At 44.3% G+C, this 21,507-nt stretch carries 27 protein-coding genes; 16 read left to right on the top strand and 11 right to left on the bottom strand.

Translation table 11 applies throughout. The features are described from left to right. Positions 1-35: 35 nt before the first annotated feature. The gene (locus LI091_RS04995; RefSeq protein ID WP_005333481.1) at positions 36-734 is read right to left on the bottom strand and encodes a response regulator transcription factor; all 699 of its coding nucleotides are present in this window, start codon (positions 732-734) and stop codon (positions 36-38) included. 325 nt (positions 735-1,059) lie between these two features. Between LI091_RS04995 and LI091_RS04990 the strand changes: the two genes are divergently transcribed. The 12 genes from LI091_RS04990 (at position 1,060) to LI091_RS04935 (ending at position 10,339) form a co-directional block, all read left to right on the top strand. Then, the gene (locus LI091_RS04990) at positions 1,060-1,761 is read left to right on the top strand and encodes a single-stranded DNA-binding protein (protein WP_005333477.1); all 702 of its coding nucleotides are present in this window, start codon (positions 1,060-1,062) and stop codon (positions 1,759-1,761) included. A 141-nt stretch (positions 1,762-1,902) separates the two neighbouring features. Next, a complete protein-coding gene (locus LI091_RS04985) occupies positions 1,903-2,679 on the top strand; it encodes a hypothetical protein (protein ID WP_022415111.1) in 777 nt (258 codons plus the stop codon). A 16-nt stretch (positions 2,680-2,695) separates the two neighbouring features. Next, positions 2,696-4,507, top strand: coding sequence for an AAA family ATPase (locus tag LI091_RS04980; protein WP_005333473.1), 1,812 nt, complete (start codon positions 2,696-2,698; stop codon positions 4,505-4,507). 9 nt (positions 4,508-4,516) lie between these two features. Further along, a complete protein-coding gene (locus tag LI091_RS04975; protein WP_005333471.1) occupies positions 4,517-4,783 on the top strand; it encodes a helix-turn-helix domain-containing protein in 267 nt (88 codons plus the stop codon). Further along, positions 4,780-6,897, top strand: coding sequence for a vWA domain-containing protein (locus LI091_RS04970; protein WP_265190901.1), 2,118 nt, complete (start codon positions 4,780-4,782; stop codon positions 6,895-6,897). Before LI091_RS04975 ends, LI091_RS04970 begins: the two co-directional genes overlap by 4 nt. A 16-nt stretch (positions 6,898-6,913) precedes the next feature. Continuing rightward, positions 6,914-7,600: a hypothetical protein gene (locus LI091_RS04965; protein WP_005333468.1), complete on the top strand. Its 687-nt coding sequence runs from the start codon at positions 6,914-6,916 to the stop codon at positions 7,598-7,600. Positions 7,601-7,662: 62 nt separating this feature from the next. Further along, positions 7,663-8,181, top strand: a complete 519-nt coding sequence (locus LI091_RS04960; RefSeq protein WP_005333466.1) for an AbrB/MazE/SpoVT family DNA-binding domain-containing protein — start codon at positions 7,663-7,665, stop codon at positions 8,179-8,181. A gap of 19 nt (positions 8,182-8,200) precedes the next feature. Further along, positions 8,201-8,449 (top strand): hypothetical protein, encoded by a 249-nt coding sequence (locus LI091_RS04955; protein WP_005333464.1) that lies wholly within the window; start codon positions 8,201-8,203, stop codon positions 8,447-8,449. Positions 8,450-8,454: 5 nt separating this feature from the next. Further along, positions 8,455-9,033: a hypothetical protein gene (locus tag LI091_RS04950; protein WP_005333462.1), complete on the top strand. Its 579-nt coding sequence runs from the start codon at positions 8,455-8,457 to the stop codon at positions 9,031-9,033. Further along, positions 9,014-9,391: a hypothetical protein gene (locus LI091_RS04945; protein WP_005333460.1), complete on the top strand. Its 378-nt coding sequence runs from the start codon at positions 9,014-9,016 to the stop codon at positions 9,389-9,391. The genes LI091_RS04950 and LI091_RS04945 overlap by 20 nt, the downstream gene beginning before the upstream one ends. Next, positions 9,391-9,999, top strand: a complete 609-nt coding sequence (locus tag LI091_RS04940; protein WP_005333458.1) for a hypothetical protein — start codon at positions 9,391-9,393, stop codon at positions 9,997-9,999. The genes LI091_RS04945 and LI091_RS04940 overlap by 1 nt, the downstream gene beginning before the upstream one ends. Positions 10,000-10,054: 55 nt before the next feature. After that, the gene (locus LI091_RS04935) at positions 10,055-10,339 is read left to right on the top strand and encodes a hypothetical protein (protein WP_005333456.1); all 285 of its coding nucleotides are present in this window, start codon (positions 10,055-10,057) and stop codon (positions 10,337-10,339) included. Between the two features lie 32 nt (positions 10,340-10,371). On the opposite strand, the gene LI091_RS04930 is transcribed toward LI091_RS04935, so the two are convergent. From LI091_RS04930 to LI091_RS04895, 8 genes are all read right to left on the bottom strand, one after another. Continuing rightward, positions 10,372-10,773, bottom strand: a complete 402-nt coding sequence (locus LI091_RS04930; protein ID WP_005333454.1) for a winged helix-turn-helix domain-containing protein — start codon at positions 10,771-10,773, stop codon at positions 10,372-10,374. Positions 10,774-10,835: 62 nt separating this feature from the next. Beyond that, positions 10,836-11,708, bottom strand: a complete 873-nt coding sequence (locus tag LI091_RS04925; protein ID WP_005333452.1) for an ABC transporter ATP-binding protein — start codon at positions 11,706-11,708, stop codon at positions 10,836-10,838. Between the two features lie 4 nt (positions 11,709-11,712). Next, positions 11,713-12,369, bottom strand: a complete 657-nt coding sequence (locus tag LI091_RS04920; RefSeq protein WP_265190900.1) for a hypothetical protein — start codon at positions 12,367-12,369, stop codon at positions 11,713-11,715. Continuing rightward, the gene (locus LI091_RS04915; protein WP_005333443.1) at positions 12,366-13,430 is read right to left on the bottom strand and encodes an ABC transporter permease; all 1,065 of its coding nucleotides are present in this window, start codon (positions 13,428-13,430) and stop codon (positions 12,366-12,368) included. Before LI091_RS04915 ends, LI091_RS04920 begins: the two co-directional genes overlap by 4 nt. A 70-nt stretch (positions 13,431-13,500) precedes the next feature. After that, complete coding sequence (locus LI091_RS04910; protein ID WP_005333442.1) at positions 13,501-14,703, bottom strand: HAMP domain-containing sensor histidine kinase; 1,203 nt, start codon at positions 14,701-14,703, stop codon at positions 13,501-13,503. Beyond that, positions 14,691-15,365: a response regulator transcription factor gene (locus LI091_RS04905; RefSeq protein ID WP_023921570.1), complete on the bottom strand. Its 675-nt coding sequence runs from the start codon at positions 15,363-15,365 to the stop codon at positions 14,691-14,693. The genes LI091_RS04910 and LI091_RS04905 overlap by 13 nt, the downstream gene beginning before the upstream one ends. Before the next feature lie 94 nt (positions 15,366-15,459). Then, on the bottom strand, positions 15,460-15,708 hold the full coding sequence (locus tag LI091_RS04900; RefSeq protein WP_005333437.1) for a winged helix-turn-helix domain-containing protein: 249 nt from the start codon (positions 15,706-15,708) through the stop codon (positions 15,460-15,462). A 73-nt stretch (positions 15,709-15,781) separates the two neighbouring features. Further along, on the bottom strand, positions 15,782-16,036 hold the full coding sequence (locus LI091_RS04895) for a hypothetical protein (RefSeq protein ID WP_005333435.1): 255 nt from the start codon (positions 16,034-16,036) through the stop codon (positions 15,782-15,784). Positions 16,037-16,313: 277 nt separating this feature from the next. On the opposite strand from LI091_RS04895, the gene ligA reads away from it, so the two are divergent. From ligA to LI091_RS04875, 4 genes are all read left to right on the top strand, one after another. Next, entirely contained in the window at positions 16,314-18,308 is a 1,995-nt protein-coding gene (gene ligA, locus LI091_RS04890; protein ID WP_040015507.1) for an NAD-dependent DNA ligase LigA, read from the top strand. Between the two features lie 77 nt (positions 18,309-18,385). Then, positions 18,386-18,889 carry an NADAR family protein gene (locus LI091_RS04885; protein ID WP_023921566.1) on the top strand — a complete coding sequence of 168 codons (504 nt, stop codon included), beginning with the start codon at positions 18,386-18,388 and terminating at the stop codon, positions 18,887-18,889. Between the two features lie 21 nt (positions 18,890-18,910). Beyond that, the gene (locus LI091_RS04880) at positions 18,911-19,384 is read left to right on the top strand and encodes an LPD11 domain-containing protein (protein ID WP_005333427.1); all 474 of its coding nucleotides are present in this window, start codon (positions 18,911-18,913) and stop codon (positions 19,382-19,384) included. An 89-nt stretch (positions 19,385-19,473) separates the two neighbouring features. Further along, positions 19,474-20,838, top strand: coding sequence for an ATP-binding protein (locus LI091_RS04875; RefSeq protein ID WP_005333425.1), 1,365 nt, complete (start codon positions 19,474-19,476; stop codon positions 20,836-20,838). Between the two features lie 63 nt (positions 20,839-20,901). Here the strand turns inward: LI091_RS04875 and LI091_RS04870 are convergent, their stop codons facing one another. Next, complete coding sequence (locus LI091_RS04870) at positions 20,902-21,264, bottom strand: type II toxin-antitoxin system HicB family antitoxin (RefSeq protein WP_005333424.1); 363 nt, start codon at positions 21,262-21,264, stop codon at positions 20,902-20,904. Next, on the bottom strand, positions 21,248-21,505 hold the full coding sequence (locus LI091_RS04865) for a type II toxin-antitoxin system HicA family toxin (RefSeq protein ID WP_005333422.1): 258 nt from the start codon (positions 21,503-21,505) through the stop codon (positions 21,248-21,250). Before LI091_RS04865 ends, LI091_RS04870 begins: the two co-directional genes overlap by 17 nt. Between the last annotated feature and the right edge of the window lie 2 nt (positions 21,506-21,507).

The following is a 21,507-nucleotide window of genomic DNA, read 5'->3' as shown; positions in this document are numbered from 1 at the left end:
TCAAACGCAAATAAATAGTAAAAAAAGAGTAAAGATTAAGAATGCAGACGGTAGCCGATTCCCCATACGGTATCAATATATTCCTCCTGCGTTACTGCTTTTATCTTTTTCCGGATATTGCTGATATGTACATCCAGTGTCTTTGTCTCTCCCATATAGTGTTCATCCCACGCATATTCAAAAATCTCTTCTTTGCTGAAGACCTGTTTCGGATGCTCCAGTAAAAGCTCCAGAATTGCAAATTCCTGCTTTGTAATTTTGGGAAGCAGCACTCCGGCAATCCGGACTTCAAAGCGCTCACGGTCCAGTTCCAGGTTTTTATATGACACGCTTTTATGTTCCGGCTCCTGCTGCATATGGCGGAGCTGAACCTGAATCCGGGCAAGCACCTCCTGTATCTCAAACGGTTTTGTAATGTAATCATCTGCCCCACTGGTAAGAAGCCCGATTTTTTCATCCAATCCGTCTTTGGCTGTCAGGACAATAACCGGCGTATTGCCCTGTTTCCGAATCTGGGCAAGCACCTCTTCTCCTGAAATTCCCGGAAGCATCAGATCCAATAGAATCAAAGAAAAGCCCGCCTTATCCATCTGGAACAGCATCCTCGCTTCCGTCCCGGAAAAAGCCTGTACCGTCTCATACCCTGCTTTCTGTAATGCCGTATATAAAAGATTATTGATATCCGTATCGTCTTCTACAATCAGAATTCTGTTTTTCTGCTCCATTTTTCTCATCCTTCCATTTTCCGATTTAAACAATATTATATTGCACTTTTATAACTATGTCCAAAATTCTTTTGATATTATCCTTCCACCTCGTCTACATATGCTATATATAGTTCTAATTCTTTTGACATATGCTATATCTTGTGTTAATATAATCTTGTATTTAAGTTTTTGTGCTGTCCCGTCATGGGAGTCTGGACCATTCATCCAGAAGCATATGCAGTTTAAGTTTGGAAAATCGTGTCATTATACTGCCGTTTTATACGGTGCTATAATGGCACTTTTTTTATTTTAATCTATTTTAACGCCCAAAGAGGCAGAAAGGAGAATTTTTATGTCAGCAATTTTAACAATTTTAGGGAGGGCCACAAGAGATCCTGAGATGCAGCAAGGAAAAAATTCCGGTACGGAATATGTTTCTCTGGACATTGCAGTTTCACAGCGAGGCCAGGATGGAAAGGAAGAAACCATTTACTATCAGTGCTATTTTAACAAGTTCCTTGCAGAACGCTTAGCAAAAGCAGGCGTAAAGAAAGGAACCGGGCTGATGATCTATGGTGATCTGGAGCTTCATCCGTTCATTTATCAGAAAGGAAAGAATGCGGGGCAGGCAAATGCCGGTCCGAGGATCAATGTCAAGGACTGGCACTTTGTACCATCCAACCGTTCTGACAGCAATACCGGACATCCGGGTGCAAACCAGAACAGCCAGCCGAATGGTGGTGCGGCAACGCCCGGTGCAGCCGGCAATGGCAGCTACCCAATGCAGGGAAATCCCAATGGCAGCTACCAGAATCAGGCAATGCCTGGCGGCTATCCACAGCAGGGAATGGCTCCTGCTAACGGTGCCTACACGCCTCCTGCAAATGGCGGACAGTATCAGGCTCCGCCAAACGGAACCGGTCAGCCACAGAGCAGCTACCCGCCGCAGGGCAGTTATACCGGAATGCCAAATTACGGAGGTATGCCGGGCAGTCAGCCAACTGACGGCTTTCAAAATGTGCCGGAACAGATGGCATCCCAGTTGCCCTATTAACTCTCAAGGAACCCTATGTTGAGGAATTGCATTTATCATCTTTGTGATGATGCAGTTCCTCTTTTTCATGTCCGGAAGCGGCGATTTCCCATCCAGCTTCCGGGCTTGTCTAAGAATCATGAATCAGAAAGGAATCAGCTCATGAAAAAATCAAATCGAAAAAAATTCTTACAGTTTGTCGTGCTTGTACTGTTTCTTGCAGCACTTTTCGTACCACAGGATGCCAACCGGCTTCTGATTGCAGGCATTGCCCTGATCGGTATCGGAGTCACGCTGTTCAGTTATCTTCTCCCGCTTTTCACGGAACGCCTGAAAAACAGGGAGCATAAGCTACGAAAACGCCCAGAAAGAACTCGTCATCTGGAAGGAACACCTGATCTGGAAACCATTCTCTGGAGACAGATCAAATTCCAGATTACCGGAAAGCTCAAGGAAGCCTTCCCGGATGCCACATGGGATTTTGTGAAAGAACCACCGCTCTCCCAGATACTGGATGGGGAACCATTACGGATTCGCACACGGAATACCGGAAGTTATAATTTTGCGGAAATTCTCATGGATGCCCGTGGCAGTCTGACGCTTCAGATGATGACCATTGAATCCTTACATAAAAAGGAACCGTCAGAAGGAAATCCGGATTCCAGACCAGCCGTTAATCCCAAATCATGGTATTCCCTGATTGGGAAACCGCTACTGATGGAATTGGTCGGTGACTTACAGGCAAGGGGCTATGAAAAGCTGTTTATCAACGAGCAGGGAGATGTCTATATTCTGAACGGCACTGAACCGGAAGTCCGGGGAAAGCTGGAACATTTCCCGCCCAAAGATTACTGGGGCGAATTGACGGAGATTTTTACTGAAGATGAATTGACCACAGAAGAGACCGAGCAGGCACTGGAACTGTCCTGGATCTCATAAGAAGGAGGAACGAATCATGGCAAATAACATCGTAGCAACCTGGGGGTTCAAACGCAAACTCCCGGAACCATTTGAGGATTATACGGACCATGCAATCTTTGATGACATTGCATCCAAATACTGTACTCAGCCACGGAAAAAATCCACGCTTCATGCAGCTACCCTGCGGGCAGTCCTTGCTTATCTGGAGCTGGAAAACCCGGTTGGCAGTACCCCGCCGGAAAAGCTTGGGGCGGTCGGTACCCAATCCAACAATTTTGTTGTGGCGGAATATCCGAGCAAAACCGGTGATCTTCAGGTGGTTGTCTACAACCAGCTAAACGGAAAGTTTTACGGAGGCTGCTATACTCCTCCGCCGGATGTGGAAAGCACACCGGAAAAATACGAATTTAAAGACTCCAAACAGTCCGGTGCGGCTCTGCTGTTCGCACTGATGCCGGTTTTTCTGGCAGATGAAGAGTGTAATGAAAAGTATCAGGAATTAAAAGCGCACCGGGACAACGGTTATCCCGATCTGGACGCCGCTGCGGAAACAGCAGCCGTTCTCTGCGACAACATTTACCGGAGAACCCGCTATGCATCAGGTCTCCCGACCGGTGGTGTTAAGATTGACCTTCCGGCAAACGGCGTATTGTCGCTGATCAAACCGTTAAATATCCAGAAGGGGGTCTATGCACCAACCGAAGTGCTCCATGGAGACTTTCAGGTGTTACGTCCAGGAAGTGGATTTAAGAAAGCACAGGCAGCCATTTCCAGAGATGATTTTGTTGGGAAATTTATCCTGACCGCATCCCGAAGGCTGTCTCCGGAAGAGGAGGTATCTGTTCCGACATTGGCAGAGTGGTACATCATCCCTCCGGAAATCAAACGGATCTGCGAACACGCAAAACTGACAACGGATACCACACAGCCGATGCGGAATTTTCTTTTACGGGGACCGGCAGGTACCGGAAAGACCGAAGGAGCCAAAGCCATTGCTTCCGCACTTCACCTTCCTTACCGCTGCATTACCTGTTCCGCAAATACAGAGGTATTCGACCTTTTAGGTCAGATTCTTCCGGATGTGGACGGAAAACGCACCCGGCTTCAGCGGCAGTACCCGTCTTTTCAGGAAATCCAGTTAGATCCCTCCGGTGCCTATCAGAAGCTGACCGGAAACTATGATGAAGAAATTTCTGCCGAGGACACCTACCAGAAGCTGATCGATACGATTTTTGATGAAATGCACAGCTATTATAAGGAACACACCTCCGGACAGAACTTCCAGTATGTGGATACGCCTCTAGTCGAAGCCATCCGCTATGGGTATATTCTTGAGATACAGGAGCCTACGGTCATTGCTAATCCCGGTGTACTGGTTGGACTTAACTCCCTTTTAGACCGCTGTAACAGCGTATATCTTCCAAACGGAGAAACCATCCACCGTCATCCGGATACGACCATCGTAATCACCACAAACAATGACTATGCAGGCTGTAAACAGATGAACCAGTCTGTCATTTCCCGAATGAACCTTGTGATTGATCTGGATGAACCGGATGAGGATACACAGGTAGAACGTGCCATGGCTGTTACCGGATGCAAGGATGCAAAAACGGTACGTCTGATGACACGCATTGTCAAATCCATGGCTGTCTACTGCCGGGAAAATCTCATTACAGATGGCTGCTGTGGCATGAGGGAGCTGATTTCCTGGGTGCAGTCCTACATGGTCTGCGGGGATATCCGGGAAGCGGCCCGTTACACGGTGCTTGCCTCTGCCTCTGCCGATGCTGAGAACCGTACGGAAGTGGAAGAAAGCTGTCTGGATACTGTGCTTGCTGCGTAGGACACGCCTATGAGAAAAGCAGCACTCACAGAAGCCCAGATCCGAAAGCATCTGGCAGATAATCTGTCTTATCTCCGGCAAGCCAAAACACCGAAGTTATCACAAAAGGCAGTTGCCAGAATCTTAAATCTTCCCCCGAAAACCATTATGAATTATGAAAATGCAAACTCCTCCCCGATGGCTTATGCCGTCCTTCGCCTTGCTGTGTATTACGGCTGCACGATGGAGGAACTGCTGACAAAAAATCTAAGAAAAGAAAGGAAGAATATCACGTGAATCACAGCCAAAGAAATTTAAAGAAACTAATCCGGGCAAAAGAGGATTCCATTGCGGATGAGGAGTTATTCCTCTCCGCTGCCTATCAGAAGTACCAGACCTCCCTTGCCAGAGCCGTTACCGGACGTTACCGGTATGGACTGCAGGTACTGCTGGACTGGGACATTTCCGAACAGGCAGGCGTTGCATATACCGACAATTATAAGGTACATCTCAACGCAGCGAACCCGATCACCCAGTCTTTCCCCACCCGTTTCTTACGTTCCCAGAGCCTGACAGGGCTCACCGGGCATGAAGTGGGGCACTTACTCTATTCTGATTTCACAGCCCACGCTGTTCATCTGAGGAGTCTGGAAAACGGTTCCTTCTATCCGAAGGAGCCGGAGCTATCCCTTCCAGCTTATCAGACAGCACTGGAGGAGATCAAAGAAGTGTTAGAAGAAAAGGACAAAGCCGGATGCCTGACACTGGCACGATGCGCCGCAACTTTTCAAAACATTCTGGAAGACATCCATATTGAAGACCGTATGTGTGAGGAATTCCACGGCACCTTCCGACAGGGGATTGAACTCAATAACCTGCGTATGTCCGAACAGATTCCTTCCATACAGGAACAAATTGACAAAGAATACCAGCCATTTTCCATCATTGCCAACCTGATCCTTTCCTATTGCCGGACCGGAAACATCAACAATCCCACCGGCTATCAGGGGGATTATCTGGATACCATTTCCGATTGTACCGATCTTCTGGATACGGCAATGGAATCGGAAAAAGGCACTGACCGGATGCTGGTTTCCAATGCGCTCTTAGCCCTGACCTGGAACTATATCCAGCCGCTCATCGAAAAAACACGGGAGGAATTGGAAATGCATGGCGAGGATTCCGCTGCCGATGCTCTGGAAGATCTTCTAGGGGATGAAGTCAGCAGCGGCGCTCCTCTTCCGACCGGAAAAAGCGGTGCCATTCCAAAGAATATCAACCCAGCTTCCCCAAAAGGAAGCGGGAATGATGAGGGCAATGCTCCTTCCGGTCCACGTACCAAAGAGGATGCTATAGAGGAAGCCAAACAGGTGCTTTCGGAAGAAGGCGGGCGCATCGCTCTTACAAAGACCAATACCATTCTGGATGAAAACAACCCCGGCGTCACTTATGTCAGTCAGTATCAGGGCAGCGGCTATGAGCATGCTGCAGAGGATCTGTTCCGGATCTTGAACGATGTGGCTGCAGAAAAGGTGCAGGAAGACTGTCAGACGGAACTGACCGAGGAACTGCAGAAAACAGCCAATGATATTCATTACGGCAATGCCCATGCAGGCATCCATGTTACCATCCATCGCCTGACCAGTGTTTCCGATTACCTGAAGAATGAATACCAGACAGTTGCTCCCCCGCTCCTGCGGGCTTCCAAAAAGCTGCAAAGCACCATCCTGCCGCTTTTGAAAGAAGAACAGCAAGGCGGAAAGCAGAAGAATCTCCTGTTTGGAAAACGTCTGGACTCCCATGCTCTCTATAAGACAGACGGAACCATCTTTACCAGAACCAGACTTCCAGGAGAGGAAAAACGTCTGGCTGTTGCCCTCCTGATTGACGAGAGTGGTTCGATGGGTTGGGGTGACCGGATGACACATGCAAGAAAGACTGCCATTGTCCTTTATGATTTCTGTAAAAGCCTCGGTATCCCTATCACCATTTACGGGCATTCCACGGATGCAGGCGGCGTTGCTCTTTACTCCTATGCAGAATTTGATTCTGTGGACAATGAGGACTGTTACCGGCTGATGGATATGTGCGACCGCAACGGGAACCGGGACGGCGCAGCTCTCCGCTTCGTAGCAGAGCATTTGTGCACACGCCCGGAGCTTCAGAAGCTGCTGATCCTGATTTCTGACGGTCAGCCAGCCGATTACGGCTACAGCGGAACGGAAGCAGAGGCAGATCTGCGGGGCATCAAGAAAGAATACGAAAAACGGGATGTCATCCTGTTTGCGGCTGCCATTGGTGACGATAAGGAAAATATCCGCAGGATTTACAAGGACGGATTCCTGGATATCACGAAACTGGAAGAGCTTCCAAAGAATATGGCACAGCTTGTCAAACAGCATCTCAAATAAAGGAAGGTGAATACTCATGAATGAAACTTATCAAAACCGGATTACCGACCAGATCTGCAAGATCCAGAATGACCGGGCACTCATTGCCTTTTATGACCGGCTCCGCTACGCACCACTCGGCAACTATGCACAGCTACATGCCAAAGGGGAATATCAGGAAAACGGGCATAAAGTACATTCTTTAATCTGCATCACCATTCAGGATTATTCCAACGGTACCGGAGACCGGAATATCATCACCCGTTTCAACCTGGCACCGGAACAGATCCAGTTCCTCTTAACCCGGATCACTTCCGGTTTTCAGGAATTTGAATGGAGCCAGAGCAAGATCTACGGCAATCCCGATCAGAACGGTTATTCCACAGCCCAGATGTTTTATATCTCCAGACATCCCTATGATTCCAAAGGGCAGCCTATGAAAAGCCCATGGAAAATCCAGATTGTAAATGGGAAAGGCATCAAAGCACAGAATAAGAACGGTGGTTCCTACATGCAGCCACGCAGCTTCCAGTCCGAAAAGACGACAGCCATCCAGCTTACCGACATGGATCTGTTCACGCTTCTGAAGCGGACGGATTCCTATATTTCCAACTGGGAAACGGTGATTGCTGCATCACTGATCAATAACGGAAAACGGATGCTGGCAGACCAGCAGAACAGTCAAATGCAACAGACAGCACAGGCTCCGCCTTACGCTGCCTAAATTTTCAGAAGAGAAGCGGTACTTTACTGCTTCTCCTCTTTTTAAGAAAGGAGACTTTAGTTATGAATATTGCACTCATCCGGACCATGGACTCTCAGGGGCGTATCGTCATCCCTGCAGAAATCCGGAAACAAATGAAGCTCTCAGACGGAGATGCACTGGAACTGGAAAATGTGGGAATGGAGCTGCTTTTACGCAAATGCCCTACCCACTTAAACGGAAAAGAGGAAATGGCTTCCTATCTTTCCGTCCTCTACAGTGTCATCCACTGTGGTATCGCAATTTGCAGTGAGGCTCACATACTCGTATCTGCGGGCATCTATCTTCCGGAAGGCACTCCCGTTACAGAAGAACTCGCCGAATTGGTTGCGGACGGCCAGGAACTGATCTCTGCTGAGAACTGCCCTGTCTACCCGGTATCCAACACCCGTCAACCGGTTTGTGCTTTTTTCCCGATTTTAAGGGAAGACAGAGAGCCGCTGGCACTTCTTCTCTGTTCCAGAACCGGACAGCATTTATCCGAGATGGAATTGGGATGCGCCAAACTGGTCGCTGCCGTAATTGCAAACAAAATTAAGTAAGGAAAGGAGCGTGAAATCAATGAAGAATACAAATATAACCTTACACACCACCCAAAAGAAAGAATATGTCCTCACCGGAATCCTGTCCCTGCCCCTCCATCTGGGAGAACGGGCGTGGATCTATAGTTATAACCAGACCTTTGCTACCAGTCCGGTGCAGAGTATTCTGGAAGTATCCGAAAACGGTGTGGTATTTGAGACCTGCAACAGTATTTACCGTCTCAGCTACACCCGTGTTCCGATGGAGCTGGAGGCGATGTGTGCTTGACAAGAATGGAAGAACTGGAGAGCTGCCTTTCGGGGCTCCTCTCCACCTTAAAGAAGAACCGGGAACATGTGCCTCTGGAAGTGCTGAAGACACAGTATAAGCAGCCGTATGAAGAACTGGTCAGAAACATCAACCTGACCGCTTCTGCCTATGCAAAATCTGTGCTGCTCCACCGGCTGGTCCTGAATCCGGATGCAGATGTGGAGGAACAATGTACCGTCATCAACCAGATGATACAAACTTCCGGGATGCTGAAGAAAATCAGCTCCTGCATGTCCAAAACCTATGATGTAGGACAGATATATCCTCTGATACTGGAACTACGCCATATGGTCGAACAGGCACTCTGGCCCTATGTGAATCAGGCAACTTGTCTGGTCGCAGATCTGGATGATATAGAAAAAGAACCGACAATTTACAATTTTTTGACACATGAAGTTTATGAAAATGATACCTGGATTCACCGAGAAATCGACCTGCGCTGGAAACTACTGGTACATCTTACTCCCGAACAAAGAGAATCCGTACCACCAGCCAATCATAGTATGAATGGAGGAATTTACCATGAAAGAACAACCATCTAATCCTTGCGAGAAAGTCTCATTTATTTTGACCTATGACCAGCTTGAAGCTGCTTATAACATCTACCGGGAACAATTTATTTCCTGCGACTTCATCCGCCGCTCCATGGAACGTCTGGAGGAAAGAATCGGACTCTGCAACCTTCCATATGAAACGCTGCGTGATGATCCAAGCCTTCTTCATGAAGCATACCTGCAGTTTCTCCGACTGGAAGACTGCAATGTGGCTTATAACGACACGCTGGAGCAGGTAATTGATGCAATCGAACAATGGCTTGCCTCTGGCACCTTATCCCCTGTAAACCTTACGGTTTCCAACCAGAATATGGGTGAAACTTTTGGAACGGAGGTGGATGTGTAATGGCAAATATCTGCTGTGATGATGTGATCTTTTATACAGAAGGAAATCCGGAAGGACTATATGACTTGTGGGAGGACCTGGAAACCTACATCATTCTGAACCAGAATCCTGATTTATGCTGGATTGGCAATTTATTTTCCCACAAGAAAATAGATTCCACCGGAATATCTCTTCGTGGAAATGTCAGCTACATGGAATGGAATGATACGTATATTCTACTTTCTTTAGAGACAGCATGGACTCCACTTTATGAAGCATATCAGGCGATAGCCGCTGCATATCATGTTCCCTTTGTGATGCAAAGCATAGAACCTGGAGAACGAATTTATTATAACACGGATGAAGCACACCTATTTTTCCCTGACCGATATTGTGTCCGCTTATATGAAGAAAGCCTATTGACTCCATGTGGCTTAATAATCGGAGAAAAGCTGGAAGACGGTGAACCATTTGAAACGGAAACAGACGTATTAGAACGATTCAGAGATTGCGGATATCCAGCAGCTACACTAAAAGAGTTGGAGCTCATGTTCGATGCGGATGAACTTATTATTTTTGAATTTACAAATCCATATTTGGATCTGGAGCAGAAAAATGCTTGTGCATGAAACTTCTCCCCTCCACACCAAAGACGATTATCATCAGATTTAAAGGAGGAACACCATGACTGATTTGGAACTGGATGTCTGGGATGCATGGCTCAGGGAACGTCAGGAACATCTGGAAGAAACCCTGTCCAATATCTCACCATCGGAAGAACCCTGCAGATATTACCTGCTAACCGGATATATTCAGGGAATGCTAGAAGCTCTTACCATGCTTACGACTGTTGAGGATGGGAAACGCTTCAAGATCAAACTGGAGCAATTTCGCCAGAATCTGCTCCTCTCTGGAGATTACGATGCTACCGGTAACTATAAACAGGCAGTGAAGAAAACTGCTGTTTAAATACTTCGAGCCGCCCAATCGGACGGCTCTTTTTATGCCCGAAAACGGTAGCCTACACCACGTATCGTTTCTATGTAGTGCGGTTCTTCCGGATTTTCTTCTATTTTCTTTCTCAGATTCTTGACTAACCCATAGACACGGTTATCCACTTCTGACTCCACATCCTCATAAATATGCTGGTAAATCTGTTCTTTTGTAAATACCCGATTGGGGGATAAGGCCAGATAAAAAAGCAGGTCATATTCATGTCTGGTAAGTTCCACAACCTTACCATCTTTGATTACGCTCCGCTGAAGCTGGTCTATTTCCAAACCTTGGAATGTCAACTTTTCAGAATTTGTAATCTCCATAACTTCTAACGTACTTTCGCAGGCTAGAACTGATTTAATTTTATTCAGGATTCCCTCTTCGGAATCAGAAATGGTAAGAATCATCACTTTCCCATAACATCACCTGCTTTTCTTAGCATTTAGCTTTCACTCCTCATTAACAATGTTTATCGATTGGTTACATAGATATATGCATCTTCCAAAGTTACGTCACAAGCTATACATCCACTTTCTGACGGCATATTCTCCCCTAACAGTCTTAATCTAATTCCTTCCTCCGTATACTGCTTACTGGAAATATGATATTTTCTTTCTAATTCTCTTGCAAGGCTTTCGTCCTCTGTACAGCATTCCCATACATGCCCTCTTGCCTTATTCAATAATTCCCTCATTGTTCCTGTATAAAGGAATCTACCTTTTTTCATAACCGCAAGCTGATTACAGGTTGCCATCAGATCCTCCACCACATGCGTTGAAAATAATACGGTGCGTTCTTCTGCAAAATCTACCAGTAAATTACGGATACGGATGCGTTCCTCCGGATCGAGCCCTGTTGTTGGTTCATCCACAATTAAAAAATCCGGCTCATGGAGTAATGCCTGCACTAATCCAACTCTTCGCTTCATTCCACCTGAAAGCTGCCGCATTTTCTTTTTCTGATGGTCTGCAAGACTGGTCTTCTCCAGATAGTAATCAATCCTTTTCTTGCTTTCTCTTTTCTCAATTCCAGCCAGATCTCCCATATACTCCAGACATTCTCGAACAGTCAAAGACGGATACAGATCAATTTCCTGTGGCAGATACCCAATCTTTTTCTGTATCTTTTCGTAATTTGCTTCGCAATATAGCGTACCATCTAACAGAACTTTTCCACTTGTGGGTGCAAGCACCGTTGTAAGCACCCGCATCAACGTTGTTTTTCCTGCACCATTTTCACCTAACAGACCAAATATCCCATGTGGGATTTCCAGATCCACATGATCTACCGCTGTCACTCCATTTTTAAATGTTACTGTTAAATCGTCTATTCTTATACTCATAATCTTACCCTCTCTTCTTTAATATCTTAGGAACAAATGCAAGCATCATCCCCGCAAATACCACGCACAGCACCTTCCCGCCAAGCCATCTCCACTCTGTCAGCTTACCGAAATCACAAGTTCCGTAGGAAAATGGTCCCCAGTTTTTCAAAAACTGAGTTGCCTTTCCGGAAATAGAGAAAAACCAGAAAAGCAGCACGACACCCATACCAATCCATCTGTTTCGAACCATATTGCTGACAGTTACGGAAAGCACACTCCAAAACAAAACAGTTCCGGGAATCGCAATACAATAAATTCCAAACAAGGCACCGCCATCTAATTCTTCTGTCAGATTCACCGGTTTCTGCCAATAAAAGAGTCCATATGCCAACAAACTGATTCCAATCAGATAAGCTACCTGCACAAATAGTCTTTTATAAACTACCCCTGCCTGCTTTTTTAGATTATAAAGGCAGAATACTTCCGAGCGTTTGCTCTGCACTTCCACCAGATAAGTATCTGCACAGAAAACGACTGCCAGAAGCGAAACAGCTCTTTCTACTGCCTGCCCGATTTCATTCGCATATACAACAGGCTGGATTGCACTCAATATCACAACAAAAGCGATTGAATATGCAATTTTATAATATGGCATACATATTTTTACTTCTTTCTTCAATATACTCTCCTCCTTTTCCACATCCACACCGCTATAAACATGAGCAGTATGGATGCTGCCACAAGAAGCAGTTGATTGAGATATACCTGATGTGGCAATTCCGTTTCAAAAAAATTCCCCGGAAATCGAACCATAATAGAGAATGGTCTTGCATGACACTGTCCTTTGCTATCCCATGTCAGCATATTAGAATAAATGATATAAAGAACCAGCGCCGGAACCGCTGGAAGCGGATTCTTAAACAGCAGCGCTGTAACCGCATACACACAGCAGATCATCAGGATGTTCGGCAGGACATACAGGATCGAATTCTGAACAAAATCCAGTATGTTCATAGCAAATCCTGATTTTACTGCCGTGGCGTAACACAAAATGATAAATACGATATTCATAATGACCAGTGCCGCCGTCATAATGAGAAATCCACTGCTTATTTTCCCGGCAATATATTGAAAAGCCGTCATCGGTTTGGTGTGCAGCAATTCATAAGTATTTTTCCTCATATCCTGGAAAAATAAAAACGCCAGCAGAACCGTTGCAAAGAATGCCATATGCAGGCTTGCAAAATCTGTAAATTTTCTTCCGAAATAATAGGAGAATGGATGTTTCTCAAGATTTTCTCTGATATACCGGTTGACTTCCTCCGGGCTTCCCTGATACCATGAAACGTCCTCATACACATAATTGGCACCATTAAAGTGGTATTCCGTTTTCAGATACTGACACGCCTCCGTAATCTTCATCTGTTTCATCTCAGATATCACTGCCTCCGCCTCTACTTCCGACATGCCAAACCCATTCTCTGTGTCCTGAAGTATCTTTACAATCTCTTTCTCCCACAGTTCTCTCTCCTTATCCGGTGTTGCCGGAATACATCCCTCCATAACATCCCCATCGGAGGCCATTTTTACCTTCCTGAAGGTTTCATCCGACTTCACGTAATGAATGGACAGATAGGGTGCAAGTGTCTGGTACATACTGATTAAAACAACAATCAAACCGATCCAGAATATCGGATTTTTAAGATAATTTTTCAGATTCCTTTTTATGATTGCTTTCATAAGTCATCCCGCCTTTCTTTTTTCTACAAACAGCATAGCCTACAAATCACAACAAAAAAACAACAGCCATTTATTTCTGCTGTTGTTCTTCTAATACATAATTTTTAAACACTGCCTCAACTTCCGCACCGCCATCTGCTACATTTTTTATCAGCAGTTTCCCACCATGCCGTTCGCAGTAGATACGGCTGATATACATACCCATTCCAAAATGCTTTAAGTCATCCTGTGGATTCTCATGATAAAACGCCTGTGTCACCCTGTCGATATTTTCCTGAAATCCAATTCCGTCATCCCTGATACTCATTTTCAGATATTGGGGTGTCACTGTCAGCTTCAGCCTAACTTCCTGATTGGCATAGCGGAATGCGTTAGCCAACAGATTATCCGCTACTTCCATGATGATTTCCTCATCCGCAGTCAGTATTTCAGATTCTCTCACTGTCGTCACTGTAAAATTCTTTTCTGATTTTTCCACCACGACTTCTGCCAGAGCTTCTATCTGGTTTATCAACTGCCGGATATCTACCACGGAACAGTTTAATTCCCGTTCTTCCAATTTCGTCATCTTCCTCATACTATCAATAAAATGGTTCATCCGTTCAATCTGAAGCATACCGCCCCTTAACATCTCCATCATTTTCTCTTGATCAAGCATATCTTCCGGAACAAATTCCAAAAGCATTTCCTGATATCCCCGCATGATTGCAAGCGGCGAGCGGATATCATGGGCAATCGCTGCACGCAGTACCCGCTCATCTTCGATCATCTGCCAAAGTCTACGGTTATTTTCTTCCAACTGCCCACGCATCCTTTCAAATTCCCTGCACAGCATCCCCATCTCGTCCTCGTTCTCATAAGCCATATGAAAATCCAGATCTTCCTCCGCAATCATCTGTGATGCCATCTTCAGTTCCTGAATCGGTCTCTTTAATTTATTTTTGTAAAACAGGCTGACCGCAATTCCACATCCGGCAAAAGAAAAAAGCAATACTCCGTACGTCCGAAGGAAATCACAGGTTTCTGAAATATGCCAGTCCATTCTGCTCATTTTACTCTGATTCGGTCTCGGTACCACTACCTCAAAATTTTCATTGCGGTCATTCATTGCCTGATAATACTCGTCCTGATCCACGTACTTCCACCAGACCTCCTCCTGTATCTGCCCGGCAATCTCAATAATTGACACAGAAAGAAAAAAAGTGACAATCAAGCTGAGTATCGTATATAAAACCATTGTCTTTTTCAAGGATAAATTTCTTATCTTTTCCATCGATACCCCATCCCCCATACTGTCTCAATGTATTCTGTCTGCGTATATTCCGCCAGTTTCTTTCTCACTCTCCGGATCAGTTCCGTAACAACACGGCTGTCACCTTCCGCATCATAACCACACACCTTTTCGTATATCCGCTCCCTGTCAAAAACCTGTCCTGGATTCATGGACAAAAACTCAATGATTGCATATTCCAGCTTCGTAAGCTCCAAATCATTTTCACCGATCTGAACCCTCTTTGCTCCATAATCAATACTGAGGTCTCCGTGGAATCTGTATTCAGACTTCCCTTTATGACGCTCCTCACGCTTCAAATGTGCAATAATACGAGCATCCAGTTCTTTCAGACTAAACGGCTTCAGTATATAGTCATCCCCACCGGATAAAAGCCCGTTTACCCTGTCCTGCTCCTCCACTTTTGCCGTCAGGAAGATAATGGGACAAGTTACTTTGCCCCGGATACGTCTGCATACTTCTAATCCGTCTATTTTAGGCATATTGATGTCCAGCAAGATAATATCCGGTTTCTTATGGATTTTTTCCAAAGCATCTGTGCCATCTTCTGCCATCATTACATCATATCGTTTGATTTCAAAATAGTTCTTTAACATCTTTAATAATTCGATGTCATCATCCACGATCAAAATTCTATATGCCACTTTTATCACCTCGTTTTATCAGTATACAACGAAAAAAACAATAAATAAACAACAAGAGAAACACTTCGAGCCGCCCATTGCCGGACGGCTCCTTTTATGCCCGAAAGCGATAACCAACACCACGTATCGTTTCTATGTAGTGCGGTGTTTCCGGATTTTCTTCTATTTTCTTTCTCAAGTTCTTAATCAGACCGTAAATTCGGTTATTCACTTCTGACTCCGCTTCCTCATAGATATGCTGATAGATCTGTTCTTTCGTGAATACCCGATTAGGAGATAAAGCAACCACAGCGATTTGCTTCAAAAGTCTCTTTCGCCTGGTATACCGTTTATAACTTCTCATGTTTATCACCTTCAATCTGCTTTCAAATTTAATAATCTATATTTTATGACAATTCAGCATATAGAAAAGTTAGTTATTCGTGAAAATTATTTTTAAATTTAGAACTTGCATAACCACTACGATGTAAAAACAGTTTAGAGGCATTTATGACAGAGATTGATTTTATCTGGTTTTCGACTTTCTCCACGAAAGTGGCAAAAAATACCTGGCTACGAATTCCTTCGCTTAGGGCAAATCTGAAATCCTGAACGCTTTTATTCCTGTAGCCGACAAATTTGTCATCAACATAAGGCAAAAGCTTCATTGAGGAATCTATTTCATTTGACATATACTACATCTAGTGTTATACTGTTCTTATATCAATTATTTGTGTCAATCCGGAAAGGATTTATCACACGCAGTTTAGGTTTGAAACGTAGTCAGGAGTTTTCCTATGCCCAACAAGCAGCAGGGACTTCTGGCTTTTTTTATTTTGCAGGAAACTGCATCTATTTTGAGAATGAACATAAGCGTCATTCTCTTTTTTTATGCCTGAACGCAGGGAAAGGAGGATTACGGAAACAAATGATTCCGGAACTGGCACGCCACAAAAGAAAGGAGACTCTATGTCAGTCAAAAGAATTAAGAATCTTGTAAAACAACTCAATGAATACCGTCATGCCTACTACAATCAGGATGCCCCTCTGGTATCTGATGCCGAGTATGACCGACTCTTTGACGAACTGAAGGAACTGGAGGAACAGACTGGTTTCATCCTGTCAAATTCTCCGACACAGACGGTTGGATATTATCCGGTCAGTGAACTTGCCAAAGTCACCCATCCGATTCCACTGCTCTCGCTTGAGAAAACAAAACTGATTTCAGAGCTTTTAGATTTCATGAAAGGACAGGAAGTTCTCTTTATGCTGAAACTGGACGGTTTGACTACCAAACTCATTTACGAAGATGGCAGACTGATTCAGGCTTCTACCCGTGGAGATGGTGAAGTGGGGGAAGATATTACACACAATATCCCGGCATTTTTAAATGTACCGCTTACCATTCCACACAAAGAACGTCTGGTCATTACCGGTGAGTCTTTTATACCAACCAATGATTTTGAACGTCTGAAAGATACTCTGCGTGATGGAAATGGAAAACCTTATAAAAACGGACGTAATTTTGCTTCCGGATCAGTACGAAGTCTTGATCCGAAGAACTGTATCGGACGTTGTGTTCGCTTTCTTCCGTTCAATGTATTAGAAGGAATGGAGGATGTTCCCTTCCCGGACAGCAGAGCCTGCAAATTAGAAGGTTTAACACACCTGGGCTTTGGTTACTGCCCGTTTTTCTCAATTTCAGGAACCGGACTTTCAAAAGAATATGCGGAGAAATTCATTCAGGAATTGGTATCCACAGCAGCAAATTTACATCTTCCTATCGATGGCATTGTCATGATTTTTGACAGTCTCAGCTACTCCAAAAGCTGCGGAAAAACCGGACACCACTATAAGGACGGCCTCGCCTATAAGTTTGAGGATGATACCTACGAAACTTTCTTGCGTGAAATTGAATGGACACCGACCAGATTCGGAGAGATTGCTCCGGTCGGCATCTTCGATACCGTGGAGATTGACGGCTGTGATGTTTCCAGAGCTTCCCTTCATAATCTGACCTTTATCAAAAATCTGGAGCTTGTACCCGGATGCCGGATTCTTGTTTCCAAACGAAACATGATCATCCCACATATAGAGGATAATCTGGATCGTGGAAGGTATACCGACATCACGCCTCCGGTCTGCCCTTGCTGTGGTTCCAAAACCAGAACCTACAGCCGTAAGACCAGCGACGGTCGCACCGTAGAAACTCTGCATTGTGATAATCCGCAGTGCGACAGCCAGATCACAAGAAGGTTTGTCCATTTTGCCAGCAAGAAGGCAATGAACATCGAAGGACTGTCAGAAGCCACTTTAGAAAAATTCCTGAATCTGGGCTATCTGCACTCTTTTCAGGACATCTATCATCTGGAGGAACACCGGGAAGATATTGTGGCACTGGACGGATATGGTGAGAAATCTTTCGACCGCTTGTGGGAATCCATCAACGCCAGCCGGAGGACCAGCTTTGTCCGCTATCTGGTTTCCATGGATATTCCTATGATCGGCAGAACCAAAAGCCGGATTCTGGACACCGTATTTTCCGGAAATTTAACTGCATTTGAACAGGCGGCTGTCGGAGATTACGACTTCACTCAGTTAGAGGATTTTGGCGAAATCTTAAATCACAACATCCATTCCTGGTTTGCAGATGAAGCAAATCTTGATTTATGGAAAAACTTACAGAACGAATTCACATTTGAACAAAGAAAGGAAGAGACCATTATGACAAAAGAAAACAAATTTACAGGATGTACCATCGTAGCAACAGGGAAACTGGAGCATTTTACCAGAGACGGTATCAACGATAAGATTCTGGAGCTTGGTGCCAAACCTGGCAGCTCTGTAACAAAGAAAACCGATTACCTGATCTGCGGGGAAAAAGCCGGCAGCAAACTGGCAAAAGCCCAGAGCCTTGGTATTCCAATTCTTACAGAAGCTGAATTTTTGGAGATGATTGCATAACCATCTCTGCAATAGATGAGAATTATTTTGAGGTGTGGCTGAAAGGCCGCACCTCTTTTACAAAGGAGGAATTTATAATGAATCAAACAAATACAAGCAAGCGCATACCTACACAGATCAATGAATTTCGGGGAGATTATGCTTTTCTAAGCAATTTCTATCCGGCACCGGTCTCTTACATGGGACAAACCTATGCAAATAATGAAGCTGCTTTTCAAGCGCAGAAAACACTCTCTGCGAGAGAGCAACGCAAATTCTGTATTTTTCGGATGCATAATCCTTCTGATGCAAAGAAACTCGGCAGAGATCTTACATTACGCCCGGACTGGGAAAAAGTGAAAGTCCGGCTCATGTATGAAATCTGCATGTGCAAATTCATGCAGAACCCGGAACTCCGGGATAAACTTCTTGCAACCGGAGAGTCCACACTTATTGAAGGAAACAACTGGGGTGACTATTTCTGGGGCAAAGTCAATAACTGCGGAGAAAACCAGTTAGGAATCATCCTGATGGATGTACGTGCGAAGCTGCAGTGGAATGCAGAAACAGCGCCCAATAATATACCTCAATGTCTGCAATAAAGGAAAGGATGGTCTAATAGAATGAATGAAAATGCAAAAACAAAATTAGTGCTTGAGTATACTGGCATGGATGATTTTTCCTGTCCGGTATATAAGGACCAATTCGGAAAGTTGTGGAAGGATATTGACCTTGGCAAAGAGCCTGAACCGAATCTTTATTCTTTATCTTTTAACCATATTGATGGAGAACCTTCCCATCCCATACAGCAGGAGTACACATTTCATCCGGCTCCGTATCAAAGAAGTTCCTATGAATTCGAGTACCGGATGTTAAGTAAATTACAGTCTGACTGTGAATACTATCTGGGCTACGGAAATCGCAGTCCGTCTATCCTATGCAATCATAGCGTTCAAAACCATATTGCCCGTATGAAAGAATTATGGAATGGTTTTCCCACAGATCAGAAACCGGAATGGCTGACCTGGGAACAGCTTCTTCAGTACGAAAAAGTAATGACAGAAACCGGAATACCCGTGAAGAACTGCTCAGACTAGACAATTCATCATTTATCAGAAATTACCCTCTATATTATCCATTCATATTTTGATATAATAGGAACAGTTGAAAGAAAGGAGCATTTCCCATGTATCTGAAAAGAAAAGTTTACGATCAGCTTCTGGATTGGAAAAACGATACCGTCCACAGCACCTTGGAAGTGAATGGTGCCAGACAGGTCGGAAAAACATATATTATCAATAAATTTGCGGATGAGAACTTCAGGCACAAGATCTACATTAACCTGTTTGATTTGTCCGGCAAACAATTTATGGAATGTTACAAAAAAGCCACAGACTGGACTCCCGGTACAAAACGACCGGAGCAGCCGCTTCACGATGCTTTTAAACTCTTCGATCCGGATTTTGAAGATACCAACGATACAGTCATCATTATTGATGAAATTCAGGAATCCTCAGAGATATTCAACCGTATCCGAGAATTTACCCGCTATTTTCAAGCGCATTTCATTGTAACTGGAAGTTATCTGGGACGTGTACTGGAACCGGAATTCAAATTCTCCAGTGGAGATATTACCAGTATCCGTATTTATACCCTTTCCTTTAAAGAGTTTTTGGAAGCATTGGATGACCAGCTTTTTCAGAAGTATCTATCACTTCCACTGGATCATGCAGATGACACCGTACCGGAACTATATGACGAATTAAAGAATGTTTACGACATCTATAGACAGATTGGCGGCTATCCAAAGGTTGTGGAAACATACCTTAACACAAAAGACGTGGAAGCAGCTCAAAAAGAGCTTGTTAGAATCATCCGCATTTTCTTAAACGAATCTATGCGGTACTTTGATGACATCACAGATATTAGTGTTTTTACCAACATCTTTTTAAGCATCTGCCGTATTCTGCTTCGTGAAAAGAAAGGATTAGATGAGGACAGTATAAGTGAAGAACTGCAAAAGCTCGTTACAAAGAATTACTCCAGTAATCTTTCTAAAGCAACCTGCTATCGTGCTATCAACTGGCTTTACCATTCTGGAATCATCGGTTTCTGTGGCAAAATCACAGAACTGGACATCTTGAATTTCAAACCGGGAAGCCGCTGCTTCTTCATGGATCTTGGAGTTGCATATTATTATCTCTCCAGAACTGGTGCTACTGTATCAACTATGGATGGCTCATTGAACGAAAACTATGTTTACATTAACTTGTCCAAACGCCAGGAATTCCCGGAAGAAATTATCTTTGAGACACCGGCTTTTGCTACTTATAAAGGTGGTGAAATTGATTTTGTAGCTCAGACATTGAAAACTCACATCCGCTATCTGATTGAAGTTAAAGCCGGTAAGGGAACTGCATCTACTGCCTTGAAGGCATTGGAACAGGGGAAGGCCAATAAACTACTATATCTGAAAGGTGATACCAAAGGCGGAACCGTTGGAAACGTACAAACACTTCCTATCTATCTGCTAGAACAATATCATTTTTAATCAAAGAAAGAATACTTCGAGCCGCCCATCCGGACGGCTCTTTTCATCTATATTCTTGTATATTTATTTTACTAACAGCGCATCATTCTTTGAAAGAAGATATATACAGTATTGATTCATACTGATGCCTTCTTTTTTTGAGTGTTCCGCCAGATCCCGGTGTAAGCTGCGTGGCATCCTTATTTTAAACTGTCCCGAATACTCTTCCAGGCTTCCCGGTTCGTGAATCTCAATCCCTTCTTCCAGTGCAGCTTCTAACCATGCTTTTTTTGCATCCGCTGCATTTTCAACTGCCCTTTCTATCGTCTCTCCACAGGTGATGCATCCCGGCAGTTCCGGATAAGAAACCACAAATCCACCTTCATCCTTATCTTCCACAATTTCCATGCGATAGGACATTGCCAAATAATCATTCAGTGTCTTCATCGTTTTTCGCCTCACTTTCTACAATCTGCTTTACCATTTCAACATAAATTTTCTTGATTGGTTCGTGTTTCGGTATTGTTATCGGCTGGCATCCCGCTTTACGGAATGTATAATGGCTGCTCCCACTTCTCGGAGCATTTATCTCATATCCATAACTTTCTAATACTTTTCTTAGTTCATCAAAACGAAGGTCTTTCGATAATGAGCAAATTCTTGTCAATAGTTTATCCCATTTCGACATCT

Origin of the sequence: Blautia sp. MSK20_18 (genome assembly GCF_020553125.1) — a bacterium.
Taxonomy (GTDB): Bacteria; Bacillota; Clostridia; order Lachnospirales; family Lachnospiraceae; genus Blautia_A; species Blautia_A fusiformis.
Note: the sequence above shows the minus strand (reverse complement) of the source record. Positions and strands in the feature narration are given on the sequence as shown.

Coding starts and splice junctions, on each gene's coding strand:
- LI091_RS04995 (WP_005333481.1), bottom strand. CDS start 734: ATGAGAAAAATGGAGCAGAAAAACAGAATTCTGATTGTAGAAGACGAT.
- LI091_RS04990 (WP_005333477.1), top strand. CDS start 1,060: ATGTCAGCAATTTTAACAATTTTAGGGAGGGCCACAAGAGATCCTGAG.
- LI091_RS04985 (WP_022415111.1), top strand. CDS start 1,903: ATGAAAAAATCAAATCGAAAAAAATTCTTACAGTTTGTCGTGCTTGTA.
- LI091_RS04980 (WP_005333473.1), top strand. CDS start 2,696: ATGGCAAATAACATCGTAGCAACCTGGGGGTTCAAACGCAAACTCCCG.
- LI091_RS04975 (WP_005333471.1), top strand. CDS start 4,517: ATGAGAAAAGCAGCACTCACAGAAGCCCAGATCCGAAAGCATCTGGCA.
- LI091_RS04965 (WP_005333468.1), top strand. CDS start 6,914: ATGAATGAAACTTATCAAAACCGGATTACCGACCAGATCTGCAAGATC.
- LI091_RS04960 (WP_005333466.1), top strand. CDS start 7,663: ATGAATATTGCACTCATCCGGACCATGGACTCTCAGGGGCGTATCGTC.
- LI091_RS04955 (WP_005333464.1), top strand. CDS start 8,201: ATGAAGAATACAAATATAACCTTACACACCACCCAAAAGAAAGAATAT.
- LI091_RS04950 (WP_005333462.1), top strand. CDS start 8,455: ATGGAAGAACTGGAGAGCTGCCTTTCGGGGCTCCTCTCCACCTTAAAG.
- LI091_RS04945 (WP_005333460.1), top strand. CDS start 9,014: ATGAAAGAACAACCATCTAATCCTTGCGAGAAAGTCTCATTTATTTTG.
- LI091_RS04940 (WP_005333458.1), top strand. CDS start 9,391: ATGGCAAATATCTGCTGTGATGATGTGATCTTTTATACAGAAGGAAAT.
- LI091_RS04935 (WP_005333456.1), top strand. CDS start 10,055: ATGACTGATTTGGAACTGGATGTCTGGGATGCATGGCTCAGGGAACGT.
- LI091_RS04930 (WP_005333454.1), bottom strand. CDS start 10,773: ATGATTCTTACCATTTCTGATTCCGAAGAGGGAATCCTGAATAAAATT.
- LI091_RS04925 (WP_005333452.1), bottom strand. CDS start 11,708: ATGAGTATAAGAATAGACGATTTAACAGTAACATTTAAAAATGGAGTG.
- LI091_RS04915 (WP_005333443.1), bottom strand. CDS start 13,430: ATGAAAGCAATCATAAAAAGGAATCTGAAAAATTATCTTAAAAATCCG.
- LI091_RS04910 (WP_005333442.1), bottom strand. CDS start 14,703: ATGGAAAAGATAAGAAATTTATCCTTGAAAAAGACAATGGTTTTATAT.
- LI091_RS04900 (WP_005333437.1), bottom strand. CDS start 15,708: ATGAGAAGTTATAAACGGTATACCAGGCGAAAGAGACTTTTGAAGCAA.
- LI091_RS04895 (WP_005333435.1), bottom strand. CDS start 16,036: ATGTCAAATGAAATAGATTCCTCAATGAAGCTTTTGCCTTATGTTGAT.
- ligA (WP_040015507.1), top strand. CDS start 16,314: ATGTCAGTCAAAAGAATTAAGAATCTTGTAAAACAACTCAATGAATAC.
- LI091_RS04885 (WP_023921566.1), top strand. CDS start 18,386: ATGAATCAAACAAATACAAGCAAGCGCATACCTACACAGATCAATGAA.
- LI091_RS04880 (WP_005333427.1), top strand. CDS start 18,911: ATGAATGAAAATGCAAAAACAAAATTAGTGCTTGAGTATACTGGCATG.
- LI091_RS04875 (WP_005333425.1), top strand. CDS start 19,474: ATGTATCTGAAAAGAAAAGTTTACGATCAGCTTCTGGATTGGAAAAAC.
- LI091_RS04870 (WP_005333424.1), bottom strand. CDS start 21,264: ATGAAGACACTGAATGATTATTTGGCAATGTCCTATCGCATGGAAATT.
- LI091_RS04865 (WP_005333422.1), bottom strand. CDS start 21,505: ATGTCGAAATGGGATAAACTATTGACAAGAATTTGCTCATTATCGAAA.